Below are 13,441 nucleotides of genomic sequence, written 5' to 3' on the forward strand. Positions count from 1 at the left end.
AAAGGCAAAAGCGCGCTTGACTGCGAGACAGACACGTCGAGCAGGTACGAAAGTAGGTCTTAGTGATCCGGTGGTTCTGTATGGAAGGGCCATCGCTCAACGGATAAAAGGTACTCCGGGGATAACAGGCTGATACCGCCCAAGAGTTCATATCGACGGCGGTGTTTGGCACCTCGATGTCGGCTCATCACATCCTGGGGCTGAAGCCGGTCCCAAGGGTATGGCTGTTCGCCATTTAAAGTGGTACGCGAGCTGGGTTTAGAACGTCGTGAGACAGTTCGGTCCCTATCTGCCGTGGACGTTTGAGATTTGAGAGGGGCTGCTCCTAGTACGAGAGGACCGGAGTGGACGAACCTCTGGTGTTCCGGTTGTCACGCCAGTGGCATTGCCGGGTAGCTATGTTCGGAAAAGATAACCGCTGAAAGCATCTAAGCGGGAAACTTGCCTCAAGATGAGATCTCACTGGGACCTTGAGTCCCCTGAAGGGCCGTCGAAGACTACGACGTTGATAGGCAGGGTGTGTAAGCGCTGTGAGGCGTTGAGCTAACCTGTACTAATTGCCCGTGAGGCTTGACCATATAACACCCAAGCAATCTGTAGACTCGAAAGAGGCCAGATTGCGGTGTGTGAAGACGAAACGAACCGAAAGTTCGAGGCTCACAAAACACCGAAAGCTGTCACATACCCAATTTGCTGAAGCGAGGCCATCAGGCCACGACTCAGTACCCGAATTTCTTGACGACCATAGAGCATTGGAACCACCTGATCCCATCCCGAACTCAGCAGTGAAACGATGCATCGCCGATGGTAGTGTGGGGTTTCCCCATGTGAGAGTAGGTCATCGTCAAGATTAAATTCCGAAACCCCTATCTGCTGATGCAGGTAGGGGTTTTGTTTTGGCTGCGGAAAAAAGGGTGACCTCAGGGTCACCCTTGTTCATCACCGGCAATCAAGCCTCCGGCGCGGGGCAGCTCAGGTCCCCTTCCTTGCATTCCAGATAGATCTTGAACGTTTGAACTCGCGCTTTCGTCAACGTGGTGATGCAGCCATTGTGGATCATCGGATAGACGCTGCCGCCTTCAACTCCCGACGTAGAAAAGCTGCATTCGGCGTCACGAAAACCAATCCAGGCGCGTTGTGCCTTGACCAAGAGCTGCTTGGCCTCGGGATTGTCCTTGAGCCGCGCTGTGATTCTTTTGTACAAAGTGTTCAGTTCTTTGTCGGCGGCCTTGCTCTCCTGGGCTGCACATTGGTTCATCGCAGCTTGGGTCATCGCATTGGCGCAATCATCAGCGTTTGCCATGCCGATCAAAAACAGCGGCACCAGGGGCAGCAGCAAGCGAGTGGACATTATCAATCTCCTTGAGGGGTGAAACTGCGGAGGAGTGTACCCAAACAACGTGCCGACACAACTTTCCGGTTGGCCTCGTGGTCTTACAAGCCTACTGTTGAACACAGGAGGTGACCCATGCATTTACCTGATCGTATTGAAAGAAAGATCTTACTGAAGGCGCCCCGTTCGCAGGTTTGGCGCACTCTGGCCAATGCTGAGGTCTTCGGCCAATGGTTTGGTGTGAATCTCAAAGGGAAACGTTTTGTCGCAGGTGAGCGCACCCAAGGGCAGATTACCTATCCTGGCTACGAGCATCTGGTTTGGGATGTGATGGTGGAACGTGTCGAGCCCGAGCGGGTATTTTCGTTTCTATGGCACCCCTACGCTGTCGAGCCGAAGATCGATTACTCCTTGGAGACCGAGACCCGGGTGCTATTCCAACTTGAAGACATGAATGGCGGCACGTTGCTAAAGGTGGTGGAATCGGGATTCAACGGTATTCCTGAGGCTCGTCGACTCAAGGCGTTCCGCATGGATAGTCGTGGTTGGGATGATCAAATGGCCAATATCGAAGAGTTCCTGAGCAAGGCTTGATGTGGATCCTGGGCCCGCACTTAAGTCGTGGAGTGGTCCGATGCCTGGTTGGCTAGGGGTTTTCGGAGGGGCTGCGATAGCGAATGTCTTACACGGCTTGGTAATTATGTCCTCTGTTTCACTTTGGATCCGACGCGTAATCTGGACTCATCCACTGAAGCACAGGGAGTGCTCAGGATCAGGGATGATCGACCTTGCCAGGATGGCTATCGACAGGGAGTCGTAATGGTCTTGGAAAAAACCCGCTTAGGCGGGTTTTTTTTCGTCCAAAAGTTGTCGAAAACGCACGTTAGCGAAAAGCTTACACGCCATTGCTGTTTTATCGTCTTTGCCCACGATCGCGACGGCATTAACCTTTGTGCAACCGTTGAGTACAGGGAGTGCTCGGGGTCACGGATGATGGGACCAGGTATGGAGTGCCGGACAGGAGTCTAATAGGTCCTAAAAAAACCCGCCTAGGCGGGTTTTTTTTGTCTGCAATAAAGTAGGTCTTCATGCCAGGCGGCGGGCCGACACTCGATCCGAACCATCAGCAGCCAACGCCCGGCCACCTAAGGTACGTTCCGAACCATCAGCAGCCAGTGTCTGGCCACCTGGGGTACGCTCCGCACCGTCCGCCGCTACGGATTCTTGCTGATCAAGCGCTTGGGTAAAGAAGCGGTCTTGTTGCTGGCTTGGCAGGGCGAATGCCATGGTGCTCAGAGCAAAGGTAATAACGGCAATCGAGGAATTTAACATTTTCATGGCTATGACTCCGGTCTTATCAAAGGGGTGGGTGCCGGGTCGTTCAGATGTCGTGATCTGCTGAACCCGTTGCAGCCCGGACGGTTGTCGTGCTGCATGGGTTCAGAATAGGGATGGGGAGATGGACGTCGTTAGTCGGAAACTGCCATGCGTTTGCCTGATCCTGTTTGCATGCAGGATCAGGCGCTATTGGCCTGCAATGCCATGGCGCGCAGACGAGCGATGTCCTTGCTGGGCGAGGCGCCAAATAGGCGGCTGTACTCACGGCTGAACTGGGAAGGGCTTTCATAGCCCATCTTGTAGCCGATTGACGAAACGTCGCAGTTCTCGGCCAAGAGCAGTCGTCGGGCCTCCTGCAGGCGCAGCTGTTTCTGGTACTGGAGCGGGCTCATGGCGGTCACGGCTTTGAAGCGATGATGCAGGGCCGAAGGGCTGAGATTGATCATTTGCGCCAGGCTATCGATGCTCAACGGTTCGGCGTAATGGCTGTTGAGCCACTCGATGGCGCGGCTGATGCGATGTGTCTGCGTGTCAGGAATGGCAATTTCATGCAGGCGCCGACCTTGGGAACCTCGCAACAGCCGATAGAAAATCTCCTGTTGGGCCAAGGGCGCGAGGGTCGTGATGTCGTCTGGGCTGTCGAGCAACCGCATCAAACGCAGCATTGCGTCGAGCAAGGGTTCATCGATGCTGTCGAGGAACAATCCGCGATCAGCCCTTTCGCTCGGTACGCCAATGGGGCTGGCATCGGCGATCAACCGACAGATTTGGGCCGGATCAATGTCGAGGCGAATGCATAGATACGGTTGCTCGGGACTGGCCTCGATCACTTGGCCGGCCAGCGGCAGCGTCACCGAGACCACCAGGTAATTGAGCGGGTCATAGACGTAGCGTTCGTCCGCGAGCGTGACTTCTTTGCGCCCTTGGACAATGACGCAGAGCCCCGGTTTATGCACGACGTGCAAGGCTTCGGTGGGCTGGTCGCTGCGAATCAGGTGCAAGGCCTCGATGGCCGTGGCGTGGACGCCATATTCCGGGGCGAAGCGCTTCATCAGGCTCGCCAGTTCGGCGCGACGCAGGTCTACGCGGTTATCGGGCGTGATGGTGATGGACGTGGATACCGACATGCCGATCAATCTCCCTGGCCAATTCAATGGATCGCGCTAGTAAAGCTGATTGCAGCCGCGACGGCCAGAGGCGTTATCGTTACAGGATCGTGCAAATGCGCAGGAGGATCCGGCTAACCGAGCGCAGAGCGAATCCCTAATCTGGACCTGTCAAAACGCTCCACCCAGGAGCCAACACATCCAGACGAGGGATTCATCATGTCCGATATTCAAAATAAAGTCGTGGTCATCACTGGCGCTAGCAGCGGGATTGGTGAGGCGGCAGCACGCTTGCTGGCGGCCCGGGGGGCTTGCGTTGTACTCGGCGCCCGGCGCGTGGACCGTTTGCAAACGCTTGTGCAGGAACTTGAGGCCGCGGGCCACCGTGCCGCCTGCAAAGCCGTGGACGTGACCCGTCGCGATGACGTCCAGAATCTGGTCGATTTCGCCGTCGAAAAATACGGCCGGCTCGATGTGATCATCAATAACGCCGGCGTCATGCCCCTCTCCAAGCTCGAGGCCCTGAAAGTCGAGGAATGGGATCGGATGATCGACGTCAACATCCGCGGCGTCCTCCATGGTATTGCCGCAGGGCTGCCGCTGATGCAGCGCCAACGCAGCGGCCAGTTCATCAACATTGCTTCCATCGGTGCCTACGCGGTCAGCCCGACGGCCGCCGTGTACTGCGCCACGAAATATGCCGTGCGGGCGATTTCCGAAGGATTGCGCCAGGAAGTAGGTGGAGATGTTCGCGTGACCGTGATCTCCCCCGGCGTCACCGAGTCGGAACTGGCCGAGAGCATTTCCGATGAAGGCGGGCGCGCCGAGATGCGTGAGTTCCGCAGGATCGCCATCCCCGCCGAGGCCATCGCCCGAGCCATTGCCTACGCCGTCGAACAACCGGCCGACGTCGACGTCAGCGAACTGGTCGTGCGGCCAACGGCCAGCCTGTATTGAGACGAACCGGTCCAACAGGAGAGCTCCCATGAGAAAGGCATTCGGCAACCAGGAAAAATTCGTCGGCCTCTGGGTAACCGCCGATGGCGTGATCCGCCATCGGCTGCTGCCGGGCGGTCGGTACGACGAAGCACGGGGCACTCGAGAGAGCGCTTATCAGGGCGACTACTGGCTTCAGGACGACCATATCGAATATCACGACGATACCGGTTTTACCGCCGACGGGGATTTTCGCGGAGGGGTGCTGTACCACGCCGGAATGGTCTTGTATCGCCAGGAGAAATAGCTCAGCCAAGCCAGGCACCTGGCCTTGGTGCCTGGCTGAAACTCACGGCTACACCTTTTCCAACCGTGCCGCAGCTCGCTGAGTGATCTGCGAACGCACCCGGAACGACTCCGCGCAACGCCGGTTGGCCTCTTCCAGTACCTGCGTAGGCGCAGTGTCCGGGCTCCCGGAGGCAAATGGCGGAGCGGGAGCGTATTCAAGCTGCAATTGGACCAGCTCGGCGGTGTCTCGGTCGAACAACTCTGCTGCCAGGGTCAAGGCAAAGTCGATACCCGCCGTGATGCCTCCGCCAGTCAATAGATTACCGTCGCGTACCACGCGGTCCTTGATGGGTGTCGCGCCCATCGGCTGCAACAGGCTGTGATAAGCCCAATGGGTGGTGGCGCGCTTGCCTTGCAACAACCCTGCAGCACCCAGTACCAGTGAACCGGTGCACACCGAGGTGATGTACTTGGCGTGGGCTGCCTGGCGCTTGATAAAGGCCAAGGTCTGCTCGTCTTCCATCAGCGGGCCCACGCCGCTGCCGCCGGGTACGCAGATTACGTCGAGCTTCGGGCAGTCCTCGAACGTGGTGGTCGGCAGCAAGACCAGCCCGGTGCTGGCGGTCACGGGCGCCAGGTCTTTCCAGACCAGGTGAACTTTCACATCCGGCAGCGAGGCCAGCACGTCATAAGGGCCGGTGAGATCCAGTTGCTGAACCTGGGGGAATAACAGAAAACCGATCTGCAACGTCATCTCGCTTGCTCCTTTGGATAATTGCCCGAGGGGTGGACGGTTTTACTGTAGGCTCGTAGCATCTGGCGTATTCGCCAATAAGCCCACGAATCACGCCAATATGCCAAATACCCCGAAACCCGTTCATGTGTTGGCCTTCGCCAATGTGCAGGTGCTGGATGTCACCGGCCCTCTGCAAGTCTTCGCGTCCGCCAACGACCTGGCCCGTGGGCAAGGCTTGCCGGCGCCTTATGCGCCGACTGTCGTCGCTGCCGGTGGCGGGGCGGTGATGTCGTCGGCGGGGTTGGCGCTGATGGCTGAGCCGCTCCCCAATGAGAGCAGCGACACGCTGTTGATCGCTGGCGGTTGGGGCGTCTACGAAGTCGCCGAGGATCCGGCCCTGGTGGCCTGGGTCAAGCACCAAGGAATGCGTTCGAGAAGGGTCGCGTCGGTGTGTACCGGCGCGTTCTTGCTGGCGGCCAGTGGCTGGCTGGACGGTCGGCGGGTGGCGACTCACTGGACCCGCTGCGAACAACTGGCCCGGCAACACCCGCAATTGCACGTCGAACCCAATCCGATTTTCATCAAGGACGGCCCGGTCTGGACCTCGGCCGGGGTCACGGCCGGAATTGACCTCGCGTTGGCCTTGGTCGAAGAAGACCTTGGCCGTGCGATGGCCCTGGAGGTCGCCCGGCACTTGGTGGTCTTTCTCAAGCGCCCCGGCGGGCAATCGCAGTTCAGCGCCACCTTGGCGCTACAAAAGCAGGGCGGTCGCTTCGATCGGTTGCACGCCTGGATCGCCGAACACCTTACGCGAGACCTGGGCTTGTCGAGCCTGGCGGCCGAGGCGGGCATGAGTGACCGCAGTTTTGTTCGCCATTACCGCGCCGAGACCGGCCAGACCCCTGCCCGCGCTGTCGAACTGATCCGCGTCGAGACCGCCCGCCGCCTGCTCGCGGACAGCACCGTGCCGGTCAAGCGCGTTGCCCTGCAATGTGGCTTCGGCAGCGAAGAAACACTGCGCCGCAGTTTCTTGCGGGCCGTAGGCGTGACGCCCCAGGCCTATCGGGAGCGGTTCAGCGCCCAAGCAGATCCAGTAACGCCTTGATCGTGGCCTCCGGCGCTTCCTGGGGAATGTTGTGGCCGACGCCGGGCAGTACGCGGCGTTCGTAGAATCCGCTGAAATGCACTGCATCGTCGTCGTCCTCCGGCGGTGGTCCCACACCGTCATCGGCACCGCACAGGGAAATGCTCGGCACGCCGATGACAGGTTGTTCCGCCAGTTTCTCCTCCATCCACTCCAGCGTCGGATCCCCTGGCGCGTACATGAACCGGTGGCGATAGGAGTGGATCACCACTTCTACAAAGTCCGGATTGTCGAATGACGGGGCGCTCTGCGGATACAGATCGGCGCCGCGTTTCCAGGTCGGTGACCACAGGCGCCAGAGCAATTGGCACAGTTCCCGGCGGTTCCGTTTCAAACCTTCAACGCCGCGTGCGGTGTGGAAGTAATACTGATACCAGAGACGATGCTCGGTTTGCGGATCCAGCGGCTGAATTGAACGGGGAATATTCTGCAGGTTGTAGCCATCGCCAGTGACCAGGCAACGAACCCGCTCGGGCCACAAGGCGGCGACGATGCACGCGGCGCGGCCGCCCCAGTCATAGCCGCACAGCGCTGCTTGGGGAATGTCGAGTACATGCATCAGGTCCAGCAGATCCTGGGCCAATGCCGCCTGTTGGCCTGAGCGGGCGATGGCTGGATTGTTGAACCGGGTCGGGCCATAGCCGCGCAGGTACGGCACGATGACGCGATAGCCGCGTTGGGCCAGAGGCGGGGCGACCTCATCAAAGCCTCGCGGATCGTAGGGGAAACCGTGCAACAGGATGACCGGCTCGCCGCTGGCGGGACCGTGTTCTTCGTAGGCGATGCGCAGCAGCGGCGTCACCGCGAAATCGACCTTTGGCGTAGATGTCATGTCGGTCTCCGGCTTGGATCGGTTGGGGTCAGGCGGGTTCCTGGTTCAGGTATTTGGCCCGGTCCGGTGTGAACGTCACGATCATGTTCGTGCTGGAGCAGGTCAATGTGCGCTCCTGGGTCAGGTCGATGTCCAGGTCTTCGCCCCGCAGGCCCTGCCATTGGGCCAGGTACTTGAGACAACCGAACTTGGCGGTCTTCTTCAGGCTGCGGCTGACCCCGCCTTTCCAGCCCAGCACCGGCAGCTCACCGGCCAGACAGCGTTGCGCCAGTTCGGGAAACCTCGCTGCCCGGTCGCGGCCGATTTCCCAACATTTGATCAAGCCTTTGTCCTGATCGTCCCAAAGTTCCTCGCGAGTCAGCCCTGATCGGGGGGCGGTGGTGATGGAGCGTTTGATATGAGTCATGTCGAGTCCTTGAATCGGGTTTTTATCGCGCAGCTCCGCTGCACCCTTGCGTGCATCGATCTTAGGAGAGGGTTGGGGGGCTGGCAACCTGGAGCCGGCGAAATGCGTTTAGCTTTGTTGGAATCCAACGTGGCGAGGGAGCAAGTTCCCTCGCCACGGACTGTCTCCAGTCATAACCGCAGCTCACGGCTGCCAATGATTTTTCTCCCCACTCAACTTGCGGTCCAGGAAGCTCGCCGCGCTGATCAGCGCCAAATGGCTCAACGCCTGGGGCAGGTTGCCGAGGTGATAACCGTGGCTGTCGAATTCCTCGGCATACAGCCCCAGCGGATTGGCGTAGCGCATCAGTTGTTCGAATTCCAGTTGGGCTTTTTCCACGCGACCGGCGCGGGCCAGGCATTCGACGTACCAGAACGAGCAGGCGACGAACGAACCTTCTGTGCCGCTGAGGCCATCGATGGGGCTGTCGTCGGTGCGGTAGCGATAGACCATGCCGTCGCGCACCAGGTCTTTTTCGATGGCGTCCAGCGTCGACAACCAGCGCGGGTCGCGGGCGCTGACGAAGCGCACCAGCGGCATCAGCAGCATCGATCCGTCGAGGGCGGTGCTACCCAGGCGCTGGACGAAATGTTGGTGTTCGTCGTTCCAGAAGTTCGTCCAGATGTCTTCGTAGATGGCCTGGCGGGTTTCATCCCAACGGGCGAACGGGGCGGGCAGGGAGCGTTTGCTCGCCAGGCGGATGGCGCGGTCCACGGCCACCCAGCACATCAGCCGCGAATGCAGGAAATGTTGCTTGTCGCCGCGCATTTCCCAGATGCCGACATCCTTGTCCTGCCAGATCGTGCACACCTGGTCCACCACATCGACCGTGTGTTTCCAGCCCTGATGGGAGATGGCCTCACCGTATTTGTTGACCAGGTACACTGCATCCATCAGCTCGCCGAAGATGTCCAGTTGCACCTGCTGGTAGGCCAGGTTGCCGATACGCACCGGCCGCGCGTTGCCGAAGCCCTTCAGATGCGTCAGCTCGGTTTCCGGCAGCTCAAGCCGACCGTCCAGGCCGTAGAGGATGTTGAGCTTGGTTGGCTGATCGCAGCAGTCGCTGACCCGGCCACGCAGCCAGCGCATGTAGGCGTTGGCTTCGTCGACAAAGCCCAGGCGCATGAACGCGTAGACGGTGAACGAGGCATCGCGGATCCAGGTGTAGCGGTAATCCCAGTTGCGTTCGCCGCCACGTGATTCCGGCAGGCCGAAGGTGGCGGCGGCCAGGATGGCGCCCTGTTTACGTGACGTCAGCAGTTTCAGCGCCAGCGCCGAGCGGTTGACCATCTCTCGCCAGCGACCGCGGTAGTTGGATTGGCTGATCCAGCCGCGCCAGAACGCCAGGGTTCGCTCCAGGCACAAGGCGCTGGCGTCGTCCACCAAACGTGGGTCGTCAATGCTGCCCAGCAGGAACTCGGCGGTCTGGCCTTGCGCCAGGGTGAACTCGGCCACTGCCGCCTGGCCGTCGAGCGTCAGGGGCTGGTCGGCGCACAGGCGCAGGCTCGGTTGTTGCGCGGCTTCGAAGACAACGTGATCGCCGTCCTGGCGCGCCGTGGTCGCGGCACGGGAATAGTCATGGCGCACCGCGCAACGCATGCGAAACGTCGCGCTGCCGACGGTCATGCGCACCCGGCGCATCAGCACAGGCAGGTCATCCTCGCTGTCTCCGATGGGCAGCAGATCGGTAATCTCCACCACCACGCCGTCGCTCAGCCAGCGGGTCTGCAGGACATTCGTGTCGGGCAGGTAGATTTGCTGGCGACGGGCGTCCGGCAAGTCCGGCGCCAGTTGGAAGATACCGGCTTCAGGAGTGTCCAACAGCGAACAGAAGATCGATGGGCTGTCGAATTCCGGCCAGCAGAAAAAATCCACGCTGCCACGATCGTTGACCAGCGCGGCGGTGCGCATGTCGCCAATAATCCCGTGGTTCTCGATGGGGCTTTGCGGTTCGTCATGATCAGCCATTGCCGCGGAACCCCGGATAGAGGCTCATTCCGCCATCGATGAACAGCGTGGTGCCCACGACATAATCGGACAAGTCCGACGCCAGCCAGACCACCGCATTGGCGACATCTTCCACATCGCCCACACGACCATAGGGGATCAGCTCCAACAGCTTCTGCTCCTGATCGCCCTCCATGGCCTCCCGATTGATCGCCGTGCGGATGGCACCGGGAGCAATGCTATTGATGCGGATGCGCTGGTGGCTGGTTTCCTGGGCCAAGGTCTGCATGAGCTGGTCGATACCGCCCTTGGATGCTGCGTAGTTGACGTGGCCCGCCCAGGGAATGCGCTGATGCACCGAGCTCATGTGGATAATCTTGCCGGCGGCCCGGGACACGCCTTGGCGAATGCCCTGGCGGTTGAAGATTCGCAGGGCGGCGCGGGCGCAGAGGAACTGGCCCGTGAGATTGACGCCGATGACGGTGTTCCAGTCGTCCAGGCTCATGTCGACGGCGGCGGCGTCTTTTTGCAGGCCGGAGTTGGCGACCAGAATGTCGAGCGTGCCGAATGCGTCGAGGGTCTGGGCGAACAAGCGTTCGACGTGCGGCTCCTTCGACACATCGGCGCCGATGGCGATGGCGCGGCCACCGCTGTCGTTGATTTCGCGGGCCAGGTCTTCGGCCGGGCCGGCGCTGGAATGGTAGTTGAGGACCACGGCGGCTCCGGCCGCCGCCAGTGCCTTGGCCGAGCCTGCACCGATGCCGGAACTGGCGCCGGTCACCAAGGCTACTTGTCGGGCGAGGGAAATCTGCATGGGATAGCACCTTGAACTGAGGGCCTTACTTGCTGACTGGCGCCACGTGCCGAGAGTTCATTTGCAGCAGGCAGTCTTCACATTTCACCCACAGTTTTGCGCTTTCCCCGGCACGTTCGTTTATGGCAAGTTGCAGGCCCTTGTTGAGGCCGCATTCCATGGCAAATCCCTATCGTGAATTGTTCACCGCCCCTGGCAGCCGCGGCTTCGTGTTGGCGGGAATGATCGCGCGCATGCCGATTTCCATGACCGGCATTGGCGTGATCACCATGCTGTCGCAGCTCAAGGGCGGCTACGGGTTGGCTGGCGCGGTGGCTGCGACGTTTGCCCTGGCGACTGCGTTCTGTGCGCCCCAGGTGTCGCGACTGGTCGACCGTTTTGGCCAGGGGCGGGTCTTGCCGGTGGCGGCATTGCTGGGTGGCGGGGCGTTGTTGATGCTGTTGTTATGCACGCGGTTGCAAGCGCCCCATTGGACGCTGTTCCTGTTCGCTGCCCTGGCCGGCTGCATGCCCAGCATGTCGGCGATGGTGCGGGCACGCTGGACCGAGGTGTATCGCGGCCAGCCACAACTGCGCACCGCCTATGCGCTGGAATCGGTGCTGGACGAGGTCTGCTTCATCGTCGGTCCACCGCTGTCGGTGGGGTTGTGCGTGGCGGCGTTTCCGGAGGCGGGGCCCCTGGCCTCGGTGTTGCTCTTGGCAATCGGCGTGACGGCATTTGTCCTGCAGCGTGGCACCGAACCACCTGTGCATCCGCACCAGGCGCATCATCAGGGTTCGATCATCCGTTCAAGCGATGTGCTTTTGTTGCTGTTGCTGATGATCGCCATGGGCGTCATCGTCGGCGTGGTGGACGTGGTCAGCATCGCGTTCGCCCAGCATCAGGGGCAACCGGCGGCGGCGAGCATCGTGCTGTCGGTCTATGCCATCGGCTCGTGCCTGGCCGGGCTGGCGTTCGGCGCGCTGCGCTCGAAACTGCCGTTGCCGCGGATGTTCCTGTACGGCGGCGTAGCGACGGCAGTCACCACGCTGCCGTTGCTGTTGGCGAGCAATATCCTCGGCTTGTCCCTGGCCGTGTTCGTCGCCGGATTGTTCTTCGCGCCGACGCTGATTGTCGCCATGGCCTTGGTGGAGCGCATCGTGCCCCCGGCCCGGTTGACCGAAGGCCTGACGTGGCTGGTCACCGGTCTTAGCATCGGCGTGGCGATCGGCGCGGCCGGTTCGGGGTGGCTGGTGGATACGTTCGGCGCGCGCAGTGGGTTCTGGCTGGCGATTGCGGCCGGGGCGGTGGTGCTGGCCGCGGCGGTGCAGAGTTATCGGCAGCAACGGTGAACGCACAGTCCTGGCTTCACCAGCCCCGCCCCGAATTCACCCAGAAATTCACCGACAGCGAGGTGGACACCGACTCCACCTGGTGAAACCAACCCTCCGGCAAAAACAGCAAATCCCCCGCCTCAAGCGTCACCCGCATGAACGTCACGTCCCGGGCCTTGGGGAAACGGTCGTAGTCCGGCGCGTCCGGGTTGAAGTCGCAGCCGTCCAGCCCGCCTTGGGGCGCGGTCGACCATGTGCCCAGTGCCTCGCGGTGATGGGGCGCGGCGAGGGTGAAGGTTTTCTGGCCCCAGACCTGGGCGAACAGGTTGTCGGTGTCGTCGCGGTGCAGGGGCGTGAGGGTGCCCTTGGGTCCGATCCAGATGCGCGGCGGGATGAACAGCGCCGGATCGAAATAGGACGGGTATTTGATCAGCTCCATCAACTGCGCCGGCAAGATATTGTTGCCCATGTAGGCTGGAGGTTCGCCGTCGGCACGCTTGGGCGCCGGGCTGTCGAGGGAGGCGATGAAATCGGCCATGGAGGTGGAGCGAAAGTCCCGCTCGGTGGAGAAGGTTTTCTTCACATAATCGCCATGGCGAGTGATGCCTTGCAGCTCGGCGAAATGCACCAGGGTTTCTTCGCGGCTGAGCTTGAACAACGGCCAGTCCTGCAGCGCATCGCTGATGACCACGGGAATCCCATGGGGCAGATAACGCGCCTGGAACGTTTGCACCGACAGCTCGCTGCGCGGCTGACGCTCCACGCTGCGTTGGGTGGGCAGGCTGGCGGTGAGGGTTTCGCTGAAGCGCGACGGGGTGGGGTAACGCTTGTTCATGTCGACCTTTTCCACCGGGCGACTGCCATGGCGCGCATGGTCGATGATCTGCGGCAGCAATGTCGCCAGGCCCATGTTGCCGGTGATCTTCAAGCGACCGCTGGCGAACAGTTCCTCGACATTGGCCTGGCCGGCCATGATCCCGAAAAATTCCTTTTCTGCCACTTCAATGGTGACGTCGGGGCTGGCGTGACGGCCGGCCTGGGTGTGGCTGCTGGCCTTGACCTCGGACCAGAACGCCTGGTGCGGGCCGAACACGAATTGGAAAACGCCTTCGATACCAACGGCGCCGGCATTGGCGAACAGCTTGCCCAGAATGGTTTGCAGGTCCACGGCGGTCACTCTTGCGGGTTTTTGGTCTAGCAAGTAACGAG

The 13,441-nt window shown here is 60.8% G+C and carries 14 protein-coding genes and 2 rRNA genes (1 of these 16 running past the window's edge); 7 read left to right on the top strand and 9 right to left on the bottom strand.

The features are described 5' to 3' along the window. Positions 1 to 578 (top strand): 23S ribosomal RNA (locus tag J3P79_RS08840); it begins 2,314 nt to the left of the window's first position. Positions 579 to 734: 156 nt separating this feature from the next. Continuing rightward, positions 735 to 850, top strand: a 5S ribosomal RNA gene (gene rrf / locus J3P79_RS08845). A gap of 99 nt (positions 851 to 949) precedes the next feature. Here the strand turns inward: rrf and J3P79_RS08850 are convergent. After that, a complete protein-coding gene (locus J3P79_RS08850; RefSeq protein WP_434609756.1) occupies positions 950 to 1,351 on the bottom strand; it encodes a lysozyme inhibitor LprI family protein in 402 nt (133 codons plus the stop codon). Positions 1,352 to 1,468: 117 nt separating this feature from the next. Between J3P79_RS08850 and J3P79_RS08855 the strand changes: the two genes are divergently transcribed. Further along, positions 1,469 to 1,927, top strand: a complete 459-nt coding sequence (locus J3P79_RS08855; RefSeq protein ID WP_434609758.1) for an SRPBCC family protein — start codon at positions 1,469 to 1,471, stop codon at positions 1,925 to 1,927. A gap of 492 nt (positions 1,928 to 2,419) precedes the next feature. Here the strand turns inward: J3P79_RS08855 and J3P79_RS08860 are convergent, their stop codons facing one another. Next, a complete protein-coding gene (locus tag J3P79_RS08860; RefSeq protein WP_434609760.1) occupies positions 2,420 to 2,671 on the bottom strand; it encodes a hypothetical protein in 252 nt (83 codons plus the stop codon). Between the two features lie 179 nt (positions 2,672 to 2,850). After that, positions 2,851 to 3,798, bottom strand: a complete 948-nt coding sequence (locus tag J3P79_RS08865; RefSeq protein WP_434609762.1) for an AraC family transcriptional regulator N-terminal domain-containing protein — start codon at positions 3,796 to 3,798, stop codon at positions 2,851 to 2,853. 198 nt (positions 3,799 to 3,996) lie between these two features. Here J3P79_RS08865 and J3P79_RS08870 point away from each other — a divergent pair, with 198 nt between their 5' ends. Further along, positions 3,997 to 4,734: an SDR family oxidoreductase gene (locus J3P79_RS08870; protein WP_434609764.1), complete on the top strand. Its 738-nt coding sequence runs from the start codon at positions 3,997 to 3,999 to the stop codon at positions 4,732 to 4,734. A 28-nt stretch (positions 4,735 to 4,762) separates the two neighbouring features. Then, positions 4,763 to 5,020 (top strand): Atu4866 domain-containing protein, encoded by a 258-nt coding sequence (locus tag J3P79_RS08875; RefSeq protein ID WP_434609765.1) that lies wholly within the window; start codon positions 4,763 to 4,765, stop codon positions 5,018 to 5,020. Between the two features lie 48 nt (positions 5,021 to 5,068). Here the strand turns inward: J3P79_RS08875 and inhA are convergent, their stop codons facing one another. Continuing rightward, complete coding sequence (gene inhA / locus J3P79_RS08880; protein WP_434609767.1) at positions 5,069 to 5,755, bottom strand: isonitrile hydratase; 687 nt, start codon at positions 5,753 to 5,755, stop codon at positions 5,069 to 5,071. A gap of 100 nt (positions 5,756 to 5,855) precedes the next feature. On the opposite strand from inhA, the gene J3P79_RS08885 reads away from it, so the two are divergent. Then, positions 5,856 to 6,842, top strand: a complete 987-nt coding sequence (locus tag J3P79_RS08885) for a GlxA family transcriptional regulator (protein ID WP_434609769.1) — start codon at positions 5,856 to 5,858, stop codon at positions 6,840 to 6,842. Here J3P79_RS08885 and J3P79_RS08890 read toward each other — a convergent pair. From J3P79_RS08890 to J3P79_RS08905, 4 genes are all read right to left on the bottom strand, one after another. After that, entirely contained in the window at positions 6,811 to 7,713 is a 903-nt protein-coding gene (locus J3P79_RS08890; protein ID WP_434609771.1) for an alpha/beta fold hydrolase, read from the bottom strand. The genes J3P79_RS08885 and J3P79_RS08890 overlap by 32 nt on opposite strands. A 28-nt stretch (positions 7,714 to 7,741) precedes the next feature. Next, complete coding sequence (locus J3P79_RS08895) at positions 7,742 to 8,119, bottom strand: hypothetical protein (protein ID WP_434609773.1); 378 nt, start codon at positions 8,117 to 8,119, stop codon at positions 7,742 to 7,744. 183 nt (positions 8,120 to 8,302) lie between these two features. Continuing rightward, positions 8,303 to 10,126 carry a glycoside hydrolase family 15 protein gene (locus tag J3P79_RS08900; protein ID WP_434609774.1) on the bottom strand — a complete coding sequence of 608 codons (1,824 nt, stop codon included), beginning with the start codon at positions 10,124 to 10,126 and terminating at the stop codon, positions 8,303 to 8,305. Then, positions 10,119 to 10,919, bottom strand: a complete 801-nt coding sequence (locus J3P79_RS08905) for an SDR family oxidoreductase (protein ID WP_434609777.1) — start codon at positions 10,917 to 10,919, stop codon at positions 10,119 to 10,121. The genes J3P79_RS08900 and J3P79_RS08905 overlap by 8 nt, the downstream gene beginning before the upstream one ends. A gap of 158 nt (positions 10,920 to 11,077) precedes the next feature. On the opposite strand from J3P79_RS08905, the gene J3P79_RS08910 reads away from it, so the two are divergent. Continuing rightward, positions 11,078 to 12,250, top strand: a complete 1,173-nt coding sequence (locus J3P79_RS08910) for an MFS transporter (RefSeq protein ID WP_434609780.1) — start codon at positions 11,078 to 11,080, stop codon at positions 12,248 to 12,250. Positions 12,251 to 12,266: 16 nt separating this feature from the next. Here J3P79_RS08910 and J3P79_RS08915 read toward each other — a convergent pair whose 3' ends face one another. Beyond that, positions 12,267 to 13,400 carry a cupin-like domain-containing protein gene (locus J3P79_RS08915; protein WP_434609781.1) on the bottom strand — a complete coding sequence of 378 codons (1,134 nt, stop codon included), beginning with the start codon at positions 13,398 to 13,400 and terminating at the stop codon, positions 12,267 to 12,269. Positions 13,401 to 13,441: the final 41 nt, after the last annotated feature.

Source organism: Pseudomonas sp. R1-7, from assembly GCF_051132105.1.
GTDB lineage: Bacteria > Pseudomonadota > Gammaproteobacteria > Pseudomonadales > Pseudomonadaceae > Aquipseudomonas.